Source organism: Nonomuraea sp. bgisy101 (genome assembly GCF_057708945.1).
The window spans coordinates 1-22,488 of the sequence record NZ_JBYITD010000034.1 but is presented as its reverse complement, the minus strand read 5'-3'; the positions used below and the strand labels follow the sequence as shown (position 1 = coordinate 22,488).

Below are 22,488 nucleotides of genomic sequence, written 5' to 3'. Positions count from 1 at the left end.
ATTCAGGTAGGTTTAGTCTGCGTCAAGTCGGCTCTGTACGCTGGATCTCATGACGCATGAGCGCGCCGGACAGCCCGCCCAGCCATCCGACCTGATCGACGTGGCCCGCCTGGTGACCGCCTACTACGCGCTGCACCCGGACCCTTCCGAGGTCTCGCAGCGCGTCGCCTTCGGCACCTCGGGACACCGCGGATCGTCCCTCGACACGGCCTTCAACGAGGACCACATCCTCGCCACGAGCCAGGCGATCGTGGAGTACCGCGCCGCACAGGGGATCACGGGGCCGCTGTTCCTCGGCTCGGACACGCACGCGCTGTCCGAGCCCGCCAAGGTGTCGGCACTGGAGGTGTTCGCCGCCAACGACGTGACCGTGCTCGTCGACAGCCGCGACGGCTACACGCCCACCCCCGCCGTCTCCCACGCGATCCTGACGCATCCGGGCTCCGACGGCGTCGTGGTCACCCCCTCGCACAACCCGCCGCGCGACGGCGGCTTCAAGTACAACCCGCCCAACGGCGGGCCCGCCGACACCGACGCCACCTCGTGGATCCAGGACCGCGCCAACGCGCTCATCGCGGGCGGCCTGAAGGAGGTGCGGCGGGTGCCCTACAGGCCCTCGCTCGGCGAGCGCTACGACTTCCTCGGCTCCTACGTCGACGACCTGCCCAGCGTGATCGATCTCGACGCGATCAGGTCGGCGGGCGTGCGTATCGGCGCCGACCCGCTCGGCGGGGCGAGCGTGGCCTACTGGGGCGAGATCGCCACCAGGCACGACCTCGACCTCACGGTCGTCAACCCGCTCGTCGACCCGACGTGGCGGTTCATGACGCTCGACTGGGACGGCAAGATCCGCATGGACTGCTCGTCGCCCTACGCCATGGCGTCGCTGATCGCCAACCGGTCGACGTACGACATCGCCACCGGCAACGACGCCGACGCCGACAGGCACGGCATCGTCACTCCCGACGCCGGACTGCTCAACCCCAACCACTACCTGGCCGTGGCCATCTCCTACCTGTACGGTCACCGTCCCGCGTGGCCGGCAGGGGCGGGCGTCGGCAAGACGCTCGTCAGCAGCAGCATGATCGACAGGGTGGCGGCCTCCATCGGGCGGGAACTGTACGAGGTGCCCGTCGGGTTCAAGTGGTTCGTCTCAGGGCTGCTGGACGGGTCGCTCGGGTTCGGCGGCGAGGAGAGCGCGGGGGCCTCGTTCCTGCGGCGCGACGGCTCGCCGTGGAGCACCGACAAGGACGGGATCATCCTGGCGCTGCTCGCCTCGGAGATCCAGGCGGTGACGGGGTCGTCGCCCGGCGCCCACTACGCCTCGCTGACCTCGCGGTTCGGCTCGCCCGCCTACGCCCGGGTGGACGCTCCCGCGACCAGGGAGCAGAAGGCGGTGCTGGCGAAGCTGTCGGCGTCGCAGATCACCGCCGACACACTGGCGGGCGAGCCGATCACCGCTGTGCTGACCAGCGCGCCGGGCAACGGGGCGCCGCTGGGCGGGGTGAAGGTGTGCACGGAGAACGCGTGGTTCGCGGCCAGACCCTCGGGCACGGAGGACGTGTACAAGATCTACGGGGAGTCCTTCAAGGGCCCCGACCACCTCGCCCAGGTCCAGGAGGAGGCCAGGGCGGTCGTCTCGTCCGCGCTCGGCTGACACTCACCGGCCCGCCTCCACGTACCCGGCCTCCCGCGGGAGGCCGGGCTCAGCCGTCCAGCGCGAGCCCGGCGTCGGGGCGGACGGCCGTGCGGGCCAGGTCGGCGCGGCGCCCGGCGGCCACCCCGTCGCGATAGCCCGTGCCGCTCATCCGCGGCACGCTGCGCCTGATGCGCGGGTACAGCTCGGCCACCGCCCGCTCCACCTCCGCCTTCCTGTCGGCCAGCACCAGCTCGGTCCCCGGCGCCCCCGCCGCGGCCGCCCGTGACTCCGCCGCCACCAGAAGCCGGTACACCTCGTCGGTGAAGCCCAGCATCCACGACCGCCGATAGGCCCGCACCCGGTCAGCGGGCACCGGCACCCTCGCCACCCCCGACGCCATCTGCAGCAGCAGCGAGGTCGCCAGCAGGTCCGCCCGCTCCAGGTCCGACGCGAACCCGAACACGTGCACGCGCTGCCCGCCGTCCCCCTTGCCGATCAGGACGGGACGGCAGCGCACCGCCTCCGACACCAGGTACACCAGCCTGGCCTTCTCCCGAGCCCACGGGTCGCCGAGCGTGACCACCCTGTTCGCGGGAGTGCTGCGGGCCGCCGAGGGCGCGGCCCGCTCGATGCCGTACTTGGCCATGAGCGCCGTCGCCGCCGCCATGAACGTCTCGCGCTCGTGCTCGTTGTCGGTGCCCTCGGCCTTGGCCAGCAGCTTCCGCACCCGGTCGAGGGTGCGGCTCATCCCTGGGTCGGTCACCCGGTGAGGATACGGTCGCCGTCCGCGATGATGGGGAAGGTGCCGGTGTCCACGATCCCGTGTTCCTGGTAGAGCGCCTCGATGAGCGCGTGGGCCTGCGGCTCGAGCTTCCACAGCGCCCGGTACTCCCGTGCGGTCGCCAGCGAGATGCCGATCTCCTGCGCGATGTCGACCGTGCGGGGCACGATCCGCTTGGCGATCTGCCGGTCCCAGTACTCCCTGGCGGCCCGCATCAGCGCGGCGCGCTGGGCGGTGTCCATGACCTGCGGGGTGGTGTCGAGCACCTGGACGTCCTCGTCCTCGTCCTCCACCAGGCGGGCCAGCGCCGGCGGCAGGGCGGGCCTGGCGGGCACCGGCTGGTGGTCGGTCTCGGCGGCCCACGGCACACGGGGGTCGGCGTCGATGAGCTTGGCGGTGTTGTAGAGGGCGGCGATCTGCTGCAGCAGCGCCTCCTGGCGCGCGGGGTCGACGGCCAGCCCTGTGTGCTCGACCGCCTGGTCCATCGCCCTGTCGAGGCGGGCCATGGCCACGCGCAGCTTGCGGTCGGATGCGCCCTGCTCGCGCAGGGAGCGGGCCTTCTTGGCGGCCAGCGCCACGCGGGTGAGCCTGCGGTGCGCGTCGACCTCGCTCGCCGTACGGTCCGACACCTCGGCGATGCCCATCCGCACCAGCACCCGCTCGGGCGTGAAGCGCCAGTTGATGCGGCCGGTGCCGCGGATGCGGTGCCGTTCGATCGCCATGCCGCGCTCCCACAGCCACGCGGCGACCAGCGGCGCGGCCAGTCGGAAGACCGCCTCGGCGAGGCTGCGCGCGTCCAGGCTGGACAGCACCGCCGTCAGGCAGGTGAGCGCCCACACGGCGATGCCGTCGATGCCGGCGGAGTAATTCTCCCGCATGTTGCGCCGCGCCCGCACGGCCGAGGTGACGATCGCGACCTCGATGAACGCGAACAGCAGCAGTCTGAGCGGCCCGTCGAGGCCGAGCACGTCACCGGAGAAGCGCCACATGCCCTGCGCGGACACTCCCGTGGCGATCGAGGCGGCGACGACGGTGAGGATGTCCTCGATCGGGCGGGGGGCTATCACCTGCAGGTAGAAGCGCGTGCCTGCGCGGATGGCGACGCGGAGGGCCAGGATGGCGAGCGCCAGGGCGATCAGGGCCAGCAGGCAGATGAAGACCGCGCTGACCGGGTGCTCCGACGCGAAAGTGGCGGCTTGCTCGAAGAGAGGCATCAGTCACTTTCCGTCAGTCTCGATGTCCGACTGTATATCGACGAGATCATCGCAGAATGTCGGCTTCCTGTATGCCAAACCGCGGTGTTGACAGCCGCAGGCTGACCATTTCGCAACCATCTCACAGGACGAACCGGACTTCGCGCCCTCGCCTGCGGACTCCGCCCCTGGATGGCGGGCCGGCCGATCTTCCCCCCTCGGAATGAGGTGCATTTCATCCCAGGGGATCACATAACCGGCGACACCCACCCCTACGCTGTGAGTCGTGTCTGATAACGAGTTCCCGCTCGTGCAGTTCATGCGCGAGGGTTTCGATCCGGTCGCCGAGCTTGCCCGTATCCGCACGGAGCAGCCGGTCTTCCCCATGCAGATCCCTGGCGGGCAGACCGTGTGGCTGGTCACCCGCTACGAGGACGTGCGGGCCGTCCTCGGCGACGCGGGACGCTTCAGCAACGACTTCGGCAACGTGATCGGCCTGGGGGCCACACAGGAGGACCCCGGCGGCCTCGGCTTCCGCGACCCGCCCGAGCACACCAGGCTGCGGCGCTACCTGACGCCCGAGTTCACGATGCGGCGGCTGCGCAGGCTGGAGCCCCGGATCGAGGCGATCGTGAACGACTGCCTGGACACCATGGAGCGCAAGGGCTCGCCGGTCGACCTGGTGGAGGAGTTCGCGCTGCCGATCCCCTCACTGGTGGTGTGCGAGCTCCTCGGCGTGCCGTACGAGGAGCGATCCGACTTCCTGCGTCTGAGCACCGACAGGTTCGACTTCTCCGCGGGCCCCGAGGCGTCGCTGGCGGCGGTCAACGAGTCGATGGCCTTCCTCACCGAGCTGGCGGTCAGAGAACGCAAGAATCCGGGTGAGGGCCTGCTGGGCCAGCTGGTGCGCGACCACGGCGACGAGATCTCCGACAAGGAGCTGGCGGGATTCGCCGACGGGCTGCTGACCGGGGGCCACGACACCAGCACCAGCATGCTCGCGCTGGGCACGCTGTGGCTGCTGGAGAACCCCGGCGAGCTGGCGAGGGTCCGCGAGGGCGGCGAGCACGTCACCAGGGTGGTGGAGGAGCTCCTCCGGTACATGACCGTCGTGCAGGTGGCCTTCCCCCGTTTCGCGCGCGAGGACCTGGAGCTGGCGGGACAGCCGATCGCCAAGGGCGAGATGGTGCTGTGCTCGCTCGCCGCGGCCAACCGCGACCCGGCGCTCGGCTCCGACATGGACACCGTCAGGCCGATGCGGGAGGCTCCCTCCCACCTGGCCTTCGGGCACGGCATCCACCGCTGCATCGGCGCTCCCCTGGCGCAGATGGAGATGCGCATCGCCTACCCCGCGCTGCTGCGGCGCTTCCCCGGACTGCGGCTCGCGGTGCCGTACGAGGAGGTCCCGTTCAGGGAGCTGGCCATCGTGTACGGCCTGAAGCAGCTGCCCGTCGCGTTCTAGCCGGCTAGAAAAGGATCACCAGCGCGACGACGGCGACGCCGACCACGCCGAGCGTCATCACCACGACCGTGGCCAGCAGCACTCTCACGTTCAAGACATGGCTCTCCCCCGACAGCGTGTCAAGGCGTAGCGTCGCAGATGTGGCAGCGATCGATCTGACCGGGATCAGGGCCGTGGTGTTCGACACCGATGGTGTGGTCACCGACACGGCAAGGGTGCACGCCGCGGCGTGGAAGAGTGTCTTCGACCCCTACCTGCGGGGGCGCTCGGAGCCTTTCGACGTCCGCGAGGACTACCTGCGCCACGTCGACGGCCGCACACGCCTCGACGGGGTCCGCACGTTCCTCGGCTCGCGCGGGCTCGCCCCCTCGGAGGAGGACGTGGCGGCTCTCGGCGCGGCCAAGGACCGGATCTTCGTGGAGCAGATCGAGCGGTACGGCGTGGCCGCCTTCCCCTCGGCCGTCGTGCTGCTGCGCGAGCTACGCCGTCGCGGCAGCCGTACGGGAGCGGTCTCGGCGAGCGTGCACTGCCGCAAGGTGGTGACCGCGGCGGGGCTGATGCACCTGTTCGACGTCGTCGTCGACGGGCGGCACGACCAGCCGGGCCCCGCCTCGTTCGACGAGGCGGCCAAGCTCCTGGACCTCAGGCCCGACGAGGTCGCCGTGGTCGGCGACACCCTGCCGGGTATCGCGGCGGCGGGCAGGGGCGGGTTCGGGCTGATCGTCGCGGTCGACAGGGCCGGGCTCTCGTTCAAGGAACTGGGCGCCGACATGGTGATCGCGGATCTCGCGGAGCTGGACGTCACCGGTCGTGTTCGTCTATAACGTGCGGACTATGACGGACAACCTCGACCTGGCCGCCCGCGCCCAGGAACTCGCCGACAGCGCACCCGTCGGGTCGCTCAGCCGTACCGCCGCCCACTCGGTCGCGATCACGCTCGCGACCACCAGGGACGCCGAGCACGCCAGAAGCGTGCTCGACGGCCTCGACCCCGCCGAGGTACGGCAGGCGGCGCTGGAGCTCTTCGGCGAGCTCACGGTGGACGAACCGGAGGCGACGGCCTGACGGTGCCTTCCTCCCCTGCCGCCTGACGGCCTTCGGCCTGGCCCCGCCGGTCAGCCGGAAGCCGCATTTCGGACAGGGTGGGGGGAGGCACCGAGGGACCGGCGTCATATCCTGGACTGACCCTAGTCCGCCGACCCAAACGGTGATCTGTATGTTCGAGGTCTTCTCGGCACTCGCGCCGCCCGCGATCGTGGCCACCGCCTTCCTGCTGGGCGTCCGCGCCCTGCTCAAGCACGAGAAGGCCGCCAAGGCGCAGGAACGCCGCGAGGCCCTGGCCGAGAGGCGGGCCGCCGCGGGCGGCCAGTAGACCCCCGCGAGCGGCTGGTAGGGGCTCTCAGGCGGCCTTGGCCTGCGGTTCGAGGCCGGCCAGGAGGTTGAACGCCCCTGTCATGAAGTTGAGTGTGACCAGGCCGACGACGTCCGCGATCACACGGTCGCTCCATCCGAGGTCGCGCAGCTCGGCCACGTCCGCGTCGGTGATCGACGCGGGCTCGGCCAGCAGCCTCACCGCCACCGCGATCAGCGCCCCTTCGCGCGGGTCGGTCGAGGCCCCCTGACGCGCGAGCGTGATGTCCAGCTCGCTGAGGCCCGCCGCGCGCGCCGCGTCGGCGTGCGCCTGCCGGCACAAGGCGCAACCGATCCACTCCTGTACGGCCAGCGACAGCTTCTCGCTGAGCGCCCGGGGGAGCGTGACGCGCTTCGTCGCCCTGTTGAGGTCGAGATATCCCTGCAGCAGCGCGGGCGAGTGGGCCATCGTCGAGACCATGTCCCCGGCGCCGCCGTGTCGCCCCACGATGCCTTCGAGCAGTTCCTTCGACTTCTCCGGCGCCTGTTCGGGTGCCAGACGGTCAAGACGTCTCATGTCTCCTCCTTCTGAACCCCGCCTAGAACCCTACCCCCGTACCCTTTATTCCCCTGGGCGGGTGAGCCACCTCCCCTGCACAGGGGAGGCGATCAGGGCGCGCGGCGATCGCGTGGACCTGCCTGTACGTGGCGTCCAAAATCCACTTCGCGCTCGAGGGGCGGCTCGGAATCACCGGCGGGCCGCACGTCCCCCCCGAAAGCTACCGATCGTTCGGGCCGGGCGAGGTGGCGGCGGCGCAGTGGGCCAACGCGGCCGCCGGGCTGGTCGTCGTGGGCATCCTGCTCGCCGGGCGGCTCCCCCTTCGCGGGCGGAGGTCACGCCTTGTGCTGCTGGTGCTGCCCCACTGGGCGTGCACGGCGGTCGCGGTGGTCGGCGCGGTGGGCATGCTCGGCGGCGCGCTCCTCACCGACCGGGGCGGCGCGCTCTTCGGCGGCTACTGCGCGGTCTGGGCGGCCCTCCTCTTCCTGGCCACCCGCGACCTGCGGCACCGAGCCCCGCAACCGTCACGCCCAGACGTCCCTGTGGGGAGGCGGACCAGCCGGCATTGCCCCGCCCCGCGAGATCTCTGACGATCTCCACATGGACCAGAAGGAACGGATGCCGCGGCCCGTCGACGTCGCCTGCCTGCTCGTGACGATCCAGGCGGCGCTGGCGGTGGTCGGCGCGGTGCTCATGGGTTCGCTGGCCCTGGCAGGAGGCGGCGCACCGTGGATCGCGTGGGTGCTGATCGCCGTCGCGCTGGTGGCGGGGATCTCCGGCTGGAGACTGGCGAACAAGGCCTCCACCCGCGGGCGGCGCGTCCTCGTCCTGCTCGTCGCGCTGGAGGCCGTGGCGTTCGCCGCCGCGGGGCTGAGGACGCACTCGGAACCGGACTTCGGGATGCTGTCTCTGGCCAACCCGCATCTGATCATGCCCGTCGTGGTGGTGGGCCTCCTCCTGCTTCCCTCGTCCGCGAGGACCTGGTTCGACCGCTGACCCCGGCCGTCCGCCGACCTGGGCCACCGGTCGACGGGCCCTGTCCGCAGACCGGGGCGACCGGTCCGCAGACCGGGGCGACCGGTCGACAGGCCCTGTCCGCCCGCGGGCCGGGGCCACCCGTAGACCGAGGCCGCCCGTAGACCGGGGGACCCGCTCCCCCGCTCAGGCCGCGGCGACGACCTCGATCTCCACCAGCCACTCGCTGAACAGCGTCTGGGCCACGATCGCGGTCGTCGGCACGGCACGACCACCGAGCGCCGCCACCCTGGCCTTGGCGTTGGCCTCCGCGTAGGCGGGGTCGCGCAGGTAGCTGGTGAGCCGGACGATGTTGTCGACGGTCATGTCGGCCGAGGCGAGGATCGCCCGGATGTTCGACCAGACCAGCTCCAGCTGGTCTTCGAGCGTGGCCCCCGGCACTCCCTGGGGGTCGAGACCCATGGTGCCCGAGACGTACAGCAACCGCTGCGCGCCCCGGACCTCCATGGCGTGAACGTAGTCGTCGGTCGCCGGGTAGACACCCTCGACAGGATTGCGCGGCGTGATCTCCATAACGCCGCAATCTACCGCTTCCGGGCGGACCGGGGTTCGCCTCCCGAACACCACCGGACGCTCCGCGGCACACGCCTCCCGAACGCCACCGGACGGCGGGGCACGCCTCCCGAACACCACCGGGCGTAGGGGTGAAGGCCTGTCCTGGACGACCTGCCCCCGGCGTAGGCCCATGCCGGCACGGGTGGACGTGCCTTCGGCAGCGGGTGTGGGGTGATCAACCAGAGGCGCCCACAAATCCTGACTTATCCCGCTAAGGTGCTGGGGTTGATCTCGTCCGCCTCAGGAGTCACTCCTCATGCCGCACGTCGCGCCACTGCGTCAAGGTGACCCTGCCGCGATAGGCGCCTACCTGGTCATCGGTCTGCTGGGAGAGGGCGGGCAGGGCGTCGTCTACCTCGGCCGGGCCCCCGACGGCAGGCCCGTGGCCATCAAGGTCCTGCGCGAGGGGGTCGCCCCCGACGACCGCTTCGCCAAGGAGATCGCCGCGGCCCGCAGGGTGGAACCGTTCTGCGTCGCCCAGGTGCTCGACGCGTCGCTGAGCGGCCGGCCGTACATCGTGACCGAGTACATCGACGGCCCCACCCTGCAGCAGGCGGGCCGCCACGGCGGCGCGGAGCTCCAGCGGCTGGCCGTCGCCACGGCGACCGCGCTGGCGGCGATCCATCAGGCGGGCGTCGTCCACCGCGACTTCAAGCCGGCGAACGTGCTGCTGGGCCCCGGCGGGCCGCGCGTCATCGACTTCGGGATCGCCCGCGCCGCCGACGCCGGGGCCACCGTGACGAGCGGCATCGTGGGCACTCCCGCCTACATGGCTCCCGAGCAGCTCGCCGGGGCGAACGTCGGTCCCCCCGCGGACGTGTTCGCCTGGGCGTCGGTGATGGTGTGGGCGGCCACGGGCGCTCCGCCGTTCGGCGAGGACACGCTGCCCGCGATCATCAACCGCATCCTGAACAACGAGCCCCAGCTGGGCGACCTTCCGCATCCGCTGCGCTCGATCGTCTACGCGTGCCTGGCCAAGGATCCCGCACGGCGCCCGGCGATGCGGGACGTGCTCCTGCGGCTGCTCGGCGGCGCCGCGCCGGACGAGCCGACCGCGCCCGCGCGCGGCACGCCTCACAGCCGTCGCGGCCGCGTCATCGTCGCCGCGGTCGCGGGCACCGCCGTCGTCGTGTCCGCGGCCCTGGCCGCCGCCGTCCTCTGGCGCCCACCCGCGGCGGACGGGTCGGGCGCTCCCGCGCTCGCCGCCGTCACCACGGGAACCCGCACGGCGGCCGACGCCTCGGGCACGCCGTCCAAGCGCGTCACCCCTCGCGCGAAGAAGACCCGCAGGGCCACCCCGTCACCCGAGCCGTCGCCCGAACCCACCCCGACCCCCAAGCCGACGACCGCCAGGCCGACGTCCACCGCCACGCCCTCGCCTACCGCCACGCGCAAGACCGCCGCCACGAGCGCGAGGTTCGACGTCCTGCCCATCGAGCTGTTCGGAGGTCCAGGGCAGAGCGGGGCGGACGGCTGCTACATGCCTCCGGTGCACTTCCAGACCACGGTGGAGTCGAGCAGGAAGGCGTTGTGGTTCACCTACCAGTGGATCGTGGACGGGAAGCGGGTCGCCGCCGGCAAGACCTGGGTCCCCGAGGACGACTACACCTCGTTCGTCACCGCAGGGCAGTACATGCTGAAGGAAGGCCGGCACACGATCACCCTCCAGGTCACCTCACCCGGCACGGCCGCCAGAAGCGTCTCGATCGACGTCTGCTCGCTGGACTACTGATGGCCTCGCTCTCGATCGGTCCCTACCGGGTCGTCAGGCAGCTCGGCGAGGGCGGCCAGGGCGTGGTCTATCTCGCCACCGCGCCTGACGGGCGGCCCGTGGCGGTCAAGACCCTGCGTGAGGGGTTCGCCGGCGACGACCGCTTCGCCAAGGAGATCGCCGCGGCCCGCAGGGTTGAGCCGTTCTGCATCGCGCAGGTTCTCGACGCGTCGCTGGGCGGCCGGCCGTACATCGTGACCGAGTACGTCGAAGGCCCGTCCCTGCACGAGGCCGGCCGCCACCTCGGCGCCGACCTGCAGCGGCTGGCCATCAGCACGGCCACGGCGCTGGCCGCCATCCACCGGGCCGGTGTCGTGCACAGGGACTTCAAACCCGCCAACGTGCTGCTCGGGCGCGACGGGCCGCGCGTCATCGACTTCGGCATCGCGCGAGCCACCGGCTCCGCCCTCACGGTCACCAGCAGCATCGTCGGCACCCCCTCCTACATGGCCCCCGAGCAGCTGGCGGGTATGGAGGTCGGGCCCTCGGCGGACGTGTTCGCCTGGGCCGGGGTGATGGTGTTCGCCGCCACGGGCACGCCGCCCTTCGGCAGGGGGTCGCTCCCCGAGCTGATCAGAAGGATCCAGTACGGCGAGCCGCACCTGGCGGACGTCCCCGACGCGCTGCGCCCGATCGTGGCCGACTGCCTGGCCAAGGATCCGGCCCTCCGCCCCACCATGCAGGACGTGCTCTTCCGGCTCATCGGAGACCGGCCGTCGGGAGGCGAGCCCACCCGCAGCCGCCACCGGCCCGCGCTCGTGGCGGGCGGGGCGGCGCTCGCGGTGGTCTGCGTGGCCGCCGCCGCCTGGGGTGCCGTCTCGTTCTGGCCGGACATCACCGGCACCGTCGCGGCGCTTCCCACGAGTCCCTCGAGCCCTTCCGCCACCACGACGGGCACCGAGGGCCCCGCGGGCACGACCTCTCACGCCAAGCCCACCGACACGCACCCCGCGCGCCGTACCCCTCACCCCACCGCCGAGTCCGCAGGCAAGCGCACCGCGAAACCGGCCGCCACGACCCCCGGGCCCACCACGCGTCCCCGCTCCCCGCGCCCCAGCTCCACACCCACGGCCCCGCCCGCCGCACGCACGAGCGAACCGACCGCCGCCAGTGGCGGCGTGACCTCGGTACGGCTGCGCTACGAGGGCTTCCAGCTCGGAGACTGCTGGCGCTCGGACACCAACATCTTCGCCGACGTGAAGGGGACGGGCACGATCAGCTACCGATGGACGGTCAACGGGCAGAGCATGGGCAGGCACGACGGCAGCCCCTCGGACAAGATCTTCCTGGGCTCCCCCACCTGGAAGCAGCCGGGCACATACCGGGTGATCTTCCAGGTGATCACTCCCGTGAGCCGGCGGCAGAGCCTCACGGTGAACATCTGCGACTTCGACAAGGGCTGGTAGTGGACGCCCGAATGAGGGCCGCAACCCCAGTGACATAAGTAGATTTATGGGACTATTGGGGCCCTGGATCCCTGCCCTGGCGCATGCTCCCGCCGTCCGCCCCCACCACACGAGCCCGACGGTTACAGCGAGTCGCGCGGCGACTGACGGCTCGAGGGCGCACCAAGACATCCTGCTCCGGCTCGCGCGGACCCCGCCGACCCCCACGGGCTCCATTGCGCGGATACGGCGAATGCATGCCCAACCAGGTCAAACCGGGGCTGCCATGTCCGGATCACCCCGGAGATCGCGAACGCCCCGAGGAGGACGCGAAAGTCACAAGGTGTTGGCTCCCAAAATCGGCTCCCTGCGGCTCCTTCCCGACGGGAGGGAGGTCATCACGCCTGCAAGATCAATGAACGCGCCAGCTCCCAAGACATGACCGGGTACCGCGTCACGCTCTGATCGACAAGTCGGCGCTCCGGCATGGAAAGCAGCGGTCCCCCGGCCTACCCAAGCCGGGGGACCTCGAATGTTGCCGCCACATGTGAGTGCCAGCGGCGTTTAAGAGGGCAGGTCAGTCCTGACGATGTGCGCCCTGCCATTGAGCCACCGGGGCGCGGAGAACCCCGGGCCGGATTCGAACCGGCATCTCAACAATCATCGCCCGCCCTCGGTTGATCTGGCACTCGACGGTCAATGCTGAGTCTCGAGCGAGAATCTGAACTTGATCGGCCGCCTCTTCCACTTGGGCTACCCGGGCCCGTTTGTGCCCGGGGAAGGTTTCGAACCTCCACTTGAGCCGTTCGTCAGCTTCAGCCTGAGCTTCAGCTTTGCGCTTTCGCGCACCCCGCGCTCAACGGGGAGTCTTCAGGTTAGGCGAAAAGGTACGTGAACACGGCGTCGCCGACCTGCCGGTCCTCGACAGCCGCGCCGTTCGCCTCTTCGCGGGCGAACTTCACAGCATCTTGCAGCTTCTGCACCCGGGCGAGCAGTTCGTTGACGCGGCGGGCAGGCAGCGCACCGGAGAACGCCGTCTTGGTCCAGTAGCCGACCACGATGTCCTCGGTGAACACCTGAACCTGTGCCGGATGCTTGTCGGTTGCCTCCGCAAGGACGTGGTTGCGGGGCACCTTCTTCGTGCGGGTCGTCTTGACCGGCTCGGTACGCCACGTCTCGGCGTTGTCGTCGAACGTCCACGTCTCTGCCGGGTCGAGCGTCGGCAGCTTCGAGATGAACGTGTGCAGGTCGACGAGTTGCTTCTCCAGGAACAGCAGGTAGGTGACCGGGGCGCCTTCAATCAGGGCCTGGCCGTCCACCACCACGTCCGCCTTGGCGACCGTGTTCGTCCAGTCCTTCGTCGCGGTCACATCGAACAACCGAATCATCGCCTTCGCCACGTCGGCAAGGACCTGCTCGGCCTTCACCTGCACCCTGGTCGACTCGGGCGGTAGTTGCTCGCCTTCGTCGTCGATTGGCTGGTAGGTGCGCGACAGGCCCGACAGCAGCGGAGCCTTCTGAATGACGTGGTAGGCGTCAGTAACCGCACGCTGGCTGCCGGCCTTGACGCCTTTCTCCACGGCGAGGATCTGATTGAGCTTGGTCACACGCAAAACCCTAGAGGCAGGCATGACGTGTCACACCCGATTATTGATCAGGTCAGGAAATGTCAGTTCATGTCCATGAGCGATGCGCTGACGCGCTACCTGCGGGCCCTCTGCGCCGCCGCGTCCCGGCACGGCTTCGAGCAAGAGGCCGCGTCCGCTCTTGGGTGCCCTCGGCCGCGGGCATCGTCCTGCAGACGAACTCCCGCCCACGATCAGGCACAGCCGGCGCACGAGCTCGGCGAGTTGGTCGTGAGCGTCCGACGGCGAGGCGAGCTCGGGCGAGGAGGGTGGTGGGCGAGAAACTGGCGGGACGAGGCGGCTCTCCGTGTGTAGCGGAGAGCCGTTGTCGCGTCTCAGACCAGACGATCTGGAAGGCGCAGAGAGCGGACGTACGTCCGTACGCCGTCAGCCCAAATGGCGGCGTGCATCACCTGGTGACTTCCACCGTTTTGGTGGCGCTGCAGCTTCGACTGTCTGGAGTGTTGTCGTAGTCGACCTTGTAGGTCCACGTGGTCTCGACCCTGGGGACGTCGGTGAAGGTGAAGGTGCCGTCGGCGTCCGTGGAGGCGTCGGGCAGCGGCGCGAAATCGTTTTCGCCCCAGGCGCGGCGGGAAACCGTGAGCGTCTGCACGCCGGGAGCGGTGCCGTCAGGCCGGGTGAGCTTGCCGGTGAAGGTGGCGGGCTTGAACCGCGTTTGCCGTAGGAGCGGGCCTTGGTGAGGGTGGTCAGGTCCCAGGCGTCGAAGTCGTTCGCAGATCCAGGTGTCGTGTAAGCCGTCAACCCGTCCGGGGCGAGGGTGACCTGACCCCATCCGTTCCACAGCTGATGGTCGTAGGAGTTGATGGTGCCGCGCAGCGTTGGCGTGCCGTTTTGGATGTCGTACACCCGCAGATCCCAGAAGTCCGCCACCACCAGCGTGCCCCCCGCAGAGGCGATCTTCGGCGCATCGACGAGGGGGTTGGTCGGGACAGGGTCCGGTATGGACGCGGACAGGTCGACGCCGACGGCGCCGCCCGAACTGTCTGCCGGGCAGCCGTAGGAAACCCAGAGCTGGTGCTCCGCCAGTGCGAGCCGGCTGGGGCACTGGTACGGGGCGAGGGGGATCCTCCGGATGATGCCGAGGTCGGCGGTGTTGATTTCGGCCACCTCGTGTGAGCCTCCGAGGGCTGCGTACAGGCGGGTGCCATCAGGTGTGGTGACCAGGTCTCTCACGTCGGATAGGCCGGTGATGGCACCGGTGAGCCTGCCTTCGGTGTCTGCGACGATGATGCGGTCGTCCATGGAGGTGAAGACTTTGCCGCCGCCAACGGCGATGTCGCCTGCGATGTCGAATGACCCTGTGGCGTTGTCCAGAGGGGTCAGGGAGTCGGCCGCGGTGGCGGTGGTGGCCTGGGAGACGGCGAGACCGGCCATCAGGGCGATGGGATGCCAAGAGTGGCCAGTCTGCGGGGGAACTGGGACGGTCTGCTCGTGTACGGCACGCAACCGGGAGCGGACGACCCTGTCGACGGCTTCCGGCTCGGGGTGTCACACGGCCGCCCGGAGCGGGCGGGCGGGGATGGTGTGGGAGAGGCCGTAGGTCTCGCCGCCCTGGCCGTCGTCCTCGCCGGGGATGGGCGTGCCGTTGGAGAGCATCTGCCGGCTGGGCGGCCCCTTCGACACGACCGTCACGGAGACCGTGTACCGCAGGCAGCTCAGACCGGTGATGTTGGAAGGCGCACAGGCGATGGACCTGATCTTGCCCTCGGATGGATGGTCCTCGGGAGATCGAAAAGGCCGCTCCGCGTGTTGCGGAGCGGCCTTCGAGATGGTGGGCGATACTGGGATCGAACCAGTGACCTCTTCGGTGTGAACGAAGCGCTCTCCCGCTGAGCTAATCGCCCGCCCTGTCCGGCCCCTCGCGGCGCCGACGTGGAAAACCATACCGCACTTCCCGACCACTCGCGAAGCGACGCGTGCCGGAGGGGGATTCGAGCCAAAGGCGGCGGTTGCCCGTCAGCATGGTGGCTCGTTGGCATACCATCGAGCTGTTCCGGAAGGCCCAGATCGCCCGAAAGGTCGTGCAGGGCACGCCGGAACGACGCCAGCAACGCGCAAAACCCTCGCAAACATCATCCAAGTTAATGATGTTTAGCCAGGTAGATGCCCAAATGTCCAGCTGTGAGTTGCGTTACAGAAGGGCCTGGAGGCGGAATCTTTCCTACAGGTTTCTTCGTTCCGCGTCATAGCTCCGGACGAAGTCCGTCAGAGCAGTGAAAGCCCCGAAGAGGGGACCGTACGACGAAAAGGTTTGGCTGACGATGAACAGCACCACCGTCTCCGCCGAGCTTGGCCTTCGGCTTGTGGTCCCCGACCGTACCACCGTCCCCCTGCTCGCCGGACTGAGCTATACAGCCGACGACCCGTATGCCATCCGCATGGCCTTCCACGTAGGGAACGACGAACCGGTCGAGTGGATCTTCGCCCGTGAACTGCTGACTGTAGGCATCGTGAGGCGTGTAGGCGACGGCGACGTGCAGGTGTGGCCCGCACGCGCCGACGGCGAACGCACGCTTCACATCAGCCTGACGTCACCGTTCGGACAGGCGCTCTTCGAAGTCCCGCTGGCACCTCTCACCGAGTTCCTGCACCGCACGTACGACCTCGTGCCCGCAGGCCGGGAGACCGATTTCATGGATCTGGACGCCGAGCTCACCAACATGCTCTGGCCGTCCTGACCGATCCCCGTCCCCGTCAGAGACGTCGCCGCGCGGTCCTGGCACGACCGGCGAACCCCTAGAAGCCAGCGCCTCCCGTGATGCCCGTACCGGGGCCGTTCATCGGCCCGGGTGCGGGCATTCTGCTGGGTCCGCGCAGAGTCCGTCGAGGATCTCCCTCATGCGCGCCACCTCGATGCCCTGGCCGGAGTAGACGTCCCTCGCCATGAGCCGCATGCGCTGGTCCCTGCCGCCGGACAGCTCCTCCCCTGCCATGCGCATCGCGCCCTCGTGATGCCTGATCATCAGCTGGAGGAACAGCCGGTCGAAGGCGGAGCCGCGCGCCGCGCGCAGCATGGTCATGTCCGCCGGCGAGGCCATGCCGTAGGCGCCGGGGGCGTGCGAGCCGTGATCGGGTAAGGCCGCTCTGCCGAGCGCGTCGAGCCAGTCCCGCATGACGGCGATCTCCGGCTTCTGGGTGAGGGCGATCTGCCGCGCCATGAGACGCACGCCCCTGGCCGCCGTCCGCGGCTCGACCAGCCCCGCCATCTCCAGCGCCTGCCGGTGGTGGGGGACCATGGCCTCGGCGAACCGCACGTCGGCCGCCACGGCCGACCAGTCGCGGGCGGGAAGCCGCTCCCCCGGCTCGGCCGTACGGCCGGGCCCTCCCGGCATGTCCGGGACGATCACGGGAGCGCCGGGGCCGACGGCGGAGGGCCCCTCTGGCGCCGCGGCGCACCCCGTCAACGTCAACAGCACCATAACGGTGCCGACAAGTCCGCCCGTTCGGAACCAGCCTGACATAGCTTCCATACTGGGTCACGATTCCGAAGGGGGCGCACGTGAAGTTTTCCAGGCTGGGTGGCGTGGGGGCACTGATCCTGGTGTTGTCGGCGTGCGCGTCGGCTCCACCGCCCTCGCAGACCCAGCGGGCGGCCCCCTCGGCGTCCGCCTCCTCCTCGCCGACGGCTTCGGCCGCCACGACCCCGGTGAGCGACGGAGGAGAGGTGATGACGAGCGACAACGTCAAGCTGGTCGCCAACATGCCGCGTGAGGCTCCGCTCGACGGCGGCATGAACTGGAACTCCGACCTCGCCTTCCAGGGCGACTACGCCTTCGTCGGCAACTTCGGCGGCTTCACCGTCTACGACATCAGCGACCCCACCAAACCGAAGACGGTCAGCAAGGTGGCGTGCGCGTCGCAGCAGAACGACGTGTCCGTCCACGGGAACCTGCTGTTCCTGTCGGTGGACGAGGTCCGCACCGACGAGACGTGCGCCTCCAAGGCGGCGGGCATGGGCGGCTCCGAGGGCGGCACGCCGTGGGAGGGCATCCGGATCTTCGACATCACCGACAAGGCGGCGCCGAAGTACGTGAGCTCGGTGGCGACCGAATGCGGCTCGCACACCCACACCATGGTGCCCGGCAAGGACCCCGACACCCTCTACATCTACGTCTCCTCGCCAGGTCCCGAGCCGGACTCCGCGACCTGCCCCGCGCCGCACCAGCTGATCCAGATCGTCGAGGTGCCGGTGAAGAACCCCAAGGCGGCCAAGATCGTGGGCTCGCCCGACATCTTCCCCAACGGACAGGGCGCGGACTCGTTCATGTCGGGCTGCCACGACATCACCGCCTACCCGGAGAAGAACCTGGCCGCGGCCGCGTGCTTCGGTGACGGGGTGCTGCTCGACATCACCGACAGGGTGAAGCCGAAGGTGCTGCAGCAGGTCGAGGACAAGGAGAACTTCCAGATCTGGCACTCGGCGACGTTCAACAACGACGCGACGAAGGTCATCTTCGGCGACGAGCTCGGCGGCGGCGGAATGGCCACCTGCGACACCAAGACGCCCGCCACGAAGGGCGCCAACGCGATCTACGACATCGTGGGCGGCAAGCTGGAGCGCCGCGCGTACTACAAGATGCCCAGGGAGCAGACGGACAAGGAGAACTGCGTCGCGCACAACGGGTCGCTGATCCCGGTCAAGGGCAAGGACATCATGGTCCAGGCGTGGTACCAGGGCGGGGTGTCCATCTGGGACTTCACGGACTCGAACGCGCCGAAGGAGATCGGGTTCTTCGAGCGCGGCCCTGAGCGCGGGGACGCGATGATCGCGGGCTCGTGGTCGGCGTACTACTACAACGGCTACATCTACTCGAGCGACATACTGCGCGGCCTGGACGTCATCGAGATCAACGACCCCCTGACGGATCCGGCCAAGTCGGTGCGGATGACCGACTTCAACGTGCAGACGCAGAAGACGTTCTGACGGACGGACCCGGCGGGAGCCGGGTCAGGAGTGACGGTGGCGGCGCGGGCCGTCCGCCGTCACCTCGCCCGTCGAGCGAGAGACCTCCTCGCGTGAGGGGCGACGTGACGGCGGGGACCGGAGTCCTGCCGGAGCACGCGTGATGAACGGACGGTCACCGGTGACCGCGGTGGCCCGAGGCCGGCGGGAGCCGTACCGGATCGGCCTGGTGCGGCCCAGCGCCGGAGCGGGGAGATCAGCGCGGGTCGGGGTCGGCGGCCGCGCGGACGGCGAAGATCTCCTGAGCCTTGGCCGTGACGGGCCCGGGCGCGGACGGCAGCACGGTCCCGTCGACCAGCCTGATCGGCTGGATGTCGCGGGTGGTCGAGGTCAGGAACGCCTCGTCCGCCTCGTACACCGCCGACAGCGGCACGTCGACCTCCTCGCCGCCGCACCACTCCAGCGTCAGCGCGCGGGTGACGCCCGCCAGGCAGCCGGAGGCCAGCGTCGGGGTGATCAGGCGCCCGCCCTGCACGAGGAAGATGTTCGAGCCCGTGCCCTCGCACAGGTCGCCGACCAGGTTGCCGAAGATGGCCTCGCCGCCGCCGCGAGCCTTGGCGTAGGCCAGCGCCTTGGCGTTGTCGCCGTAGGAGGTCGACTTCACCCCGGCCAGCGCGCCACGCTCGTTGCGCGGCCACGGGACCACGGTCACGTCAGCGGTCAGCGGGAAGGCCGCCTGCTCGCCGACGATGACGATGGCGGTCGTGCCCTGGTCGCCACGGTCGGAGCCGAGGGGTCCAGGACCGCTGGTGTAGGTGATGCGGATGCGGCCGAGCGGCCATGCGGGCGCCGCGGCCAGGCAGCGGCGCACACCGGCGGCGATGGCGTCGACGTCCGGCTCGGGCAGGTCCATGCGCTGGGCCGACAGTTTGAGCCGGTCGAGGTGCCTGGTGAGCGCGAACGACTCGCCGTTGACGCACTTGACGGTCTCGAAGACGCCGTCGCCGACCATCAGCCCGTGGTCGAACACCGAGACGGTGGCCTGCGCCGGGTCCAGCAGTTCCCCGTTGACCCAGACGGGAACGTTCATCGATTTCCTCCTGAGGATGCCAGATGGATGAGCCGCGACGCCTTCAGCTCGGTTTCGCGCCATTCTCCGCGAGGGTCGCTGCCCCAGGTGATGCCGGCGCCCGTGCCGAAGCGGATCTCCCCTGAGGTGATCCAGAACGTGCGGATGCCGACCGCCAGCGCGGCCGTGCGCCGGTCGGCGTCGACCCAGCCCACGGCCCCACAGTAAGGCCCTCGCGGCTCGGGTTCGAGCTCATTGATGATGCGCAGGGCCGAAGATTTGGGCGCACCCGTCACCGAGCCGGGCGGGAAGGTCGCGGCGAACAGCTCGGCCCATCCGGTTCCCTCGGCCAGCGTGGCCCGTACGGTCGACACGAGGTGGACCAGGCCGGGGTGCTCCTCGACCGCGCACAGCGACGGAACGGTCACCGAGCCGACCTCGGCGACCCTGCCGAGATCGTTGCGGACCAGGTCGACGATCATGACGTTCTCGGCGTAGTCCTTGTCCAGCAGGTCGGCGGCGGTGACGCCGGTTCCCTTGATGGGCCTGGACTCCACGGTGGAGCCGTCGCGCGAGAGGTACAGCTCGGGCGAGGCCGAGACCACGCTCAGCCCTGGCACGCTGACCACGGCGGAGTAGGGGGCGGGGTTGCCCTCCTGGAGCCTGGCCGCCAGCGCGAGGGGGTCGGCCGCCGGGGCGAGCGGCGCGGACAGGACGCGGCAGAGGTTGGCCTGGTAGACCTCGCCCTGCTCGATGTAGTCGCGGATGCGCTGCACACCGCGTTCGTAGGCGGCCTGGTCGAGCGAGGTGCGCCATTCCTCCGGCGCGGGCCCGTGCCATGCCCCCGACGAGGGGAGCGGCGCCCGTCGTACGTCGTCGAAGCGGGCGCAGGTGACCTTGCCCTCGTAGTCGACCACGACGGCCCACCAACCGGCGCTGTCGAGGGCGGCCAGGTCGGTGGTGAGATCCCTGAGCCTGGTCGCCAGAAGGCCACCGACGTGGGCGAAACTGTCGTGCACGACCCTATTGTCCCAGTATTCCGACCAGCGCCAGCGCGGACGGCAGCGGCACCTCCGGCAGCGCCGCGTAGACCTTCCTGCGCGGCCCCTCCTCGGAGATCGGCCGGACCACCAGGTCGCAGGGTACGGCGCCCGCCGCCAGCTCGGGCACCAGCGTGACGCCGAGCCCGGCGGCGACGTAGCCGAACTTGCCGGTCCATTCGGCCACGCGCAGCCCGCCACGCGGCGTGAACCCCGCCCTGGCGCAGGCTGCGGTCAGGATCGTCGGCTGGCCGCGGGGCGCCGCCTCGATCCAGGTCTCCTCCGCCAGGTCCCGCAGGTCGATCACCTCGCGGCCGGCGAGCCTGTGCCCGGAGGGCAACGCCACCAGCAGCCTCTCCTCCAGCAGCAGCACCGTCTGGGCCGCCGACGGCAGGCCCGCCGGGTAGTCGCTGACCACGGCCACGTCGAGGGCGCCGGCGTCGAGCCGGTCGAGCAGCCGCCCCGACAGCCCCTCGGTCAGGCGCACCTCGACGCCGGGGTGGCGCTCGCCGAACGTCTTGAGCGCCTGCGGGACCATCGAGACGTTCGCGGTGGCGAAGGCGCCGACGCGCAGCGTGCCGCCGCTGCCCCGGTGGATCGCGGCCAGCTCCTCCTGCGCCCTGTCCAGGCGGTCGAGGACGGCGACGGCGTGCCTGCGCAGCGCCTCACCCGCGGGGGTGAGCCTGACGCCCCTGGCCAGCCGTACGAACAGCGGGCCGCCCGCGGCGCGCTCCAGGGCGGCGACGCGGCGGGACACGGCCGACTGGGTGTAGCCGAGCAGCTCGGCCGCGGCGGTGAAGGAGCCTTCGCGGGCGACCTCGTCGAACAGGCGCAAGTCATTCGTCTCAAGCATGGCTGGCATGCAGCCTAGTCGGTGGTGGAATGACTCGCATCACGCTTGAATCTGGACGTGATTGCATTTCTCGGACAGGGACGCATGGGCGTCCCCATGGCCCGCCGCCTCGTCGAGGCCGGGCGCCAGGTGACGGTGTGGAAGCGCGGGCTCGGCCCGGTGCGCGCGGCGGTGGAGGGCGCCGACCTGGTCATCACCATGTTGCGCGACGGCCCCGCCGTCGAGGAGGTGCTGACCCAGGCGCTCGACGGGCTGCGGCCCGGGGCGACGGTGGTGGAGATGTCCACGATCGGGCCCGCGGCGGTCCGTCGGCTGCGCGACCTGCTCCCCCCGTCCGTGGCTCTGGTGGACGCCCCCGTGCTGGGCAGCGTCGGCCCCGCCGCCGACGGCACGCTGAAGGTGCTGGCGGGCGGCGACGTGTCGGCCTGCAGGTCGGTGCTGTCCGTCTTCGGTGACGTCCTCGAGCTCGGCCCGCTCGGGGCGGGCGCGGCGCTGAAGGTGGCCGTCATGGGTGCGCTGGTGCCGGCGCAGGTGCTGCTGGCCGAGACGTTCGCGTACGGCGAGGCGCACGGGGTCTCGCGGGAGGCGCTGGCCGGAGTGCTGGCCGGGACGCCGCTGGGCGCTCTGGCTTCGCGGATCGCGGCTCCGGCGGACGAGACCAGGTACGCGCTGGAGTTGGCCGCCAAGGATGTGCGGCTGGGAGCGTGGGAGGGGGCGACGATGGCGGGCGCGGCGCAGGCTCGGCTGGAGGCGGCGGTGAGGGCGGGCTTCGGTGAGCGGGACCTGACGTCGATCGCCGGACACGTCGCCGCGCAACCCGCGCACGCGGGGCCCCGCGCGGTGCCGGTGAACCCGGGGAGCGTGCCCGCCACCAACGGGTTCTACTCGCACGCCGTCCGCGTGGGCGACATGCTCTACGTCTCCGGCCAGGCCGCCTTCGACGAGCGGGGCGACCTGGTCGGCGAGGGCGACATGGCCGCGCAGGCCGAGGCGGTCTTCCAGAACATCGGCAAGATCCTCGCCGACCAGGGGGCGGGTTTCGAGGACATCGCCTTCATCAGGACCTACCTGACGGACATGGACCAGCGCTTCGCGTACGGGCAGGTGCGCAGGAAGTACATCACCGGCACCCCGCCGGCGAGCACGACCGTGGAGGTGTCGAAGCTGTTCATGCCGGGGCTGCTGCTGGAGATCGACCTGATCGTCGCCCTGCCCTGACCTCGGGAGCGGGGGGGGGGGGGGAAAGC

The 22,488-nt window shown here is 70.4% G+C and carries 23 protein-coding genes and 1 tRNA gene; 12 read left to right on the top strand and 12 right to left on the bottom strand.

What is annotated here, in order from left to right:
• Positions 1-49 precede the first annotated feature (49 nt).
• Complete coding sequence (pgm, locus tag AC3EO4_RS43790) at positions 50-1,657, top strand: phosphoglucomutase (alpha-D-glucose-1,6-bisphosphate-dependent) (protein WP_431901647.1); 1,608 nt, start codon at positions 50-52, stop codon at positions 1,655-1,657.
• A gap of 49 nt (positions 1,658-1,706) precedes the next feature.
• Here pgm and AC3EO4_RS43785 read toward each other — a convergent pair whose 3' ends face one another.
• Together AC3EO4_RS43785 and AC3EO4_RS43780 are read right to left on the bottom strand one after the other, a co-directional pair.
• Positions 1,707-2,402: a DUF2786 domain-containing protein gene (locus AC3EO4_RS43785; protein WP_431901646.1), complete on the bottom strand. Its 696-nt coding sequence runs from the start codon at positions 2,400-2,402 to the stop codon at positions 1,707-1,709.
• On the bottom strand, positions 2,399-3,634 hold the full coding sequence (locus tag AC3EO4_RS43780) for a hypothetical protein (protein ID WP_379571723.1): 1,236 nt from the start codon (positions 3,632-3,634) through the stop codon (positions 2,399-2,401). Before AC3EO4_RS43780 ends, AC3EO4_RS43785 begins: the two co-directional genes overlap by 4 nt.
• Positions 3,635-3,899: 265 nt before the next feature.
• Between AC3EO4_RS43780 and AC3EO4_RS43775 the strand changes: the two genes are divergently transcribed.
• The 4 genes from AC3EO4_RS43775 (at position 3,900) to AC3EO4_RS43760 (ending at position 6,447) form a co-directional block, all read left to right on the top strand.
• A complete protein-coding gene (locus AC3EO4_RS43775; RefSeq protein ID WP_379571725.1) occupies positions 3,900-5,075 on the top strand; it encodes a cytochrome P450 in 1,176 nt (391 codons plus the stop codon).
• 140 nt (positions 5,076-5,215) lie between these two features.
• Positions 5,216-5,899: an HAD family hydrolase gene (locus AC3EO4_RS43770; protein WP_379571727.1), complete on the top strand. Its 684-nt coding sequence runs from the start codon at positions 5,216-5,218 to the stop codon at positions 5,897-5,899.
• 10 nt (positions 5,900-5,909) lie between these two features.
• On the top strand, positions 5,910-6,140 hold the full coding sequence (locus AC3EO4_RS43765; protein WP_379571729.1) for a hypothetical protein: 231 nt from the start codon (positions 5,910-5,912) through the stop codon (positions 6,138-6,140).
• A gap of 151 nt (positions 6,141-6,291) precedes the next feature.
• Entirely contained in the window at positions 6,292-6,447 is a 156-nt protein-coding gene (locus AC3EO4_RS43760; protein ID WP_379571731.1) for a hypothetical protein, read from the top strand.
• Positions 6,448-6,474: 27 nt separating this feature from the next.
• On the opposite strand, the gene AC3EO4_RS43755 is transcribed toward AC3EO4_RS43760, so the two are convergent.
• Positions 6,475-7,002, bottom strand: coding sequence for a carboxymuconolactone decarboxylase family protein (locus tag AC3EO4_RS43755; protein ID WP_431901642.1), 528 nt, complete (start codon positions 7,000-7,002; stop codon positions 6,475-6,477).
• A gap of 128 nt (positions 7,003-7,130) precedes the next feature.
• On the opposite strand from AC3EO4_RS43755, the gene AC3EO4_RS43750 reads away from it, so the two are divergent.
• Positions 7,131-7,574: a hypothetical protein gene (locus tag AC3EO4_RS43750; protein WP_431901639.1), complete on the top strand. Its 444-nt coding sequence runs from the start codon at positions 7,131-7,133 to the stop codon at positions 7,572-7,574.
• 10 nt (positions 7,575-7,584) lie between these two features.
• The gene (locus AC3EO4_RS43745; RefSeq protein WP_431901638.1) at positions 7,585-7,980 is read left to right on the top strand and encodes a hypothetical protein; all 396 of its coding nucleotides are present in this window, start codon (positions 7,585-7,587) and stop codon (positions 7,978-7,980) included.
• Positions 7,981-8,145: 165 nt separating this feature from the next.
• On the opposite strand, the gene AC3EO4_RS43740 is transcribed toward AC3EO4_RS43745, so the two are convergent.
• Positions 8,146-8,532 (bottom strand): RidA family protein, encoded by a 387-nt coding sequence (locus tag AC3EO4_RS43740; RefSeq protein WP_379571739.1) that lies wholly within the window; start codon positions 8,530-8,532, stop codon positions 8,146-8,148.
• 298 nt (positions 8,533-8,830) lie between these two features.
• Between AC3EO4_RS43740 and AC3EO4_RS43735 the strand changes: the two genes are divergently transcribed.
• The gene (locus AC3EO4_RS43735; RefSeq protein WP_431901635.1) at positions 8,831-10,306 is read left to right on the top strand and encodes a serine/threonine-protein kinase; all 1,476 of its coding nucleotides are present in this window, start codon (positions 8,831-8,833) and stop codon (positions 10,304-10,306) included.
• Positions 10,306-11,751: a serine/threonine protein kinase gene (locus AC3EO4_RS43730; RefSeq protein ID WP_431901632.1), complete on the top strand. Its 1,446-nt coding sequence runs from the start codon at positions 10,306-10,308 to the stop codon at positions 11,749-11,751. Before AC3EO4_RS43735 ends, AC3EO4_RS43730 begins: the two co-directional genes overlap by 1 nt.
• Positions 11,752-12,605: 854 nt before the next feature.
• Here the strand turns inward: AC3EO4_RS43730 and AC3EO4_RS43725 are convergent.
• From AC3EO4_RS43725 to AC3EO4_RS43710, 4 genes are all read right to left on the bottom strand, one after another.
• Positions 12,606-13,337 (bottom strand): DUF7873 family protein, encoded by a 732-nt coding sequence (locus tag AC3EO4_RS43725; protein ID WP_379571745.1) that lies wholly within the window; start codon positions 13,335-13,337, stop codon positions 12,606-12,608.
• Positions 13,338-13,742: 405 nt separating this feature from the next.
• Entirely contained in the window at positions 13,743-14,750 is a 1,008-nt protein-coding gene (locus AC3EO4_RS43720) for a YncE family protein (protein WP_431901631.1), read from the bottom strand.
• A gap of 114 nt (positions 14,751-14,864) precedes the next feature.
• Positions 14,865-15,008, bottom strand: coding sequence for a hypothetical protein (locus tag AC3EO4_RS43715; protein ID WP_431901628.1), 144 nt, complete (start codon positions 15,006-15,008; stop codon positions 14,865-14,867).
• A 137-nt stretch (positions 15,009-15,145) separates the two neighbouring features.
• A tRNA-Val gene (locus AC3EO4_RS43710) sits at positions 15,146-15,220 on the bottom strand.
• 417 nt (positions 15,221-15,637) lie between these two features.
• On the opposite strand from AC3EO4_RS43710, the gene AC3EO4_RS43705 reads away from it, so the two are divergent.
• Positions 15,638-16,054, top strand: a complete 417-nt coding sequence (locus AC3EO4_RS43705) for an SsgA family sporulation/cell division regulator (RefSeq protein ID WP_183659751.1) — start codon at positions 15,638-15,640, stop codon at positions 16,052-16,054.
• Positions 16,055-16,153: 99 nt separating this feature from the next.
• Here the strand turns inward: AC3EO4_RS43705 and AC3EO4_RS43700 are convergent, their stop codons facing one another.
• The gene (locus tag AC3EO4_RS43700; protein ID WP_431901625.1) at positions 16,154-16,708 is read right to left on the bottom strand and encodes a DUF305 domain-containing protein; all 555 of its coding nucleotides are present in this window, start codon (positions 16,706-16,708) and stop codon (positions 16,154-16,156) included.
• A gap of 167 nt (positions 16,709-16,875) precedes the next feature.
• Here AC3EO4_RS43700 and AC3EO4_RS43695 point away from each other — a divergent pair, with 167 nt between their 5' ends.
• A complete protein-coding gene (locus AC3EO4_RS43695; RefSeq protein ID WP_379571759.1) occupies positions 16,876-18,300 on the top strand; it encodes an LVIVD repeat-containing protein in 1,425 nt (474 codons plus the stop codon).
• A gap of 235 nt (positions 18,301-18,535) precedes the next feature.
• Here AC3EO4_RS43695 and AC3EO4_RS43690 read toward each other — a convergent pair whose 3' ends face one another.
• Genes AC3EO4_RS43690 through AC3EO4_RS43680 form a run of 3 tightly spaced genes read right to left on the bottom strand, consistent with a single transcriptional unit; the run spans position 18,536 to position 21,241 of the window.
• Positions 18,536-19,369 carry an aminotransferase class IV gene (locus tag AC3EO4_RS43690; RefSeq protein ID WP_431901623.1) on the bottom strand — a complete coding sequence of 278 codons (834 nt, stop codon included), beginning with the start codon at positions 19,367-19,369 and terminating at the stop codon, positions 18,536-18,538.
• On the bottom strand, positions 19,366-20,367 hold the full coding sequence (locus AC3EO4_RS43685) for a chorismate-binding protein (protein WP_379571763.1): 1,002 nt from the start codon (positions 20,365-20,367) through the stop codon (positions 19,366-19,368). The genes AC3EO4_RS43690 and AC3EO4_RS43685 overlap by 4 nt, the downstream gene beginning before the upstream one ends.
• Positions 20,368-20,371: 4 nt before the next feature.
• Positions 20,372-21,241 (bottom strand): LysR family transcriptional regulator, encoded by an 870-nt coding sequence (locus AC3EO4_RS43680; RefSeq protein WP_431901621.1) that lies wholly within the window; start codon positions 21,239-21,241, stop codon positions 20,372-20,374.
• A 57-nt stretch (positions 21,242-21,298) separates the two neighbouring features.
• Here AC3EO4_RS43680 and AC3EO4_RS43675 point away from each other — a divergent pair, with 57 nt between their 5' ends.
• Complete coding sequence (locus AC3EO4_RS43675) at positions 21,299-22,459, top strand: Rid family hydrolase (RefSeq protein ID WP_431901619.1); 1,161 nt, start codon at positions 21,299-21,301, stop codon at positions 22,457-22,459.
• Positions 22,460-22,488 lie beyond the last annotated feature (29 nt).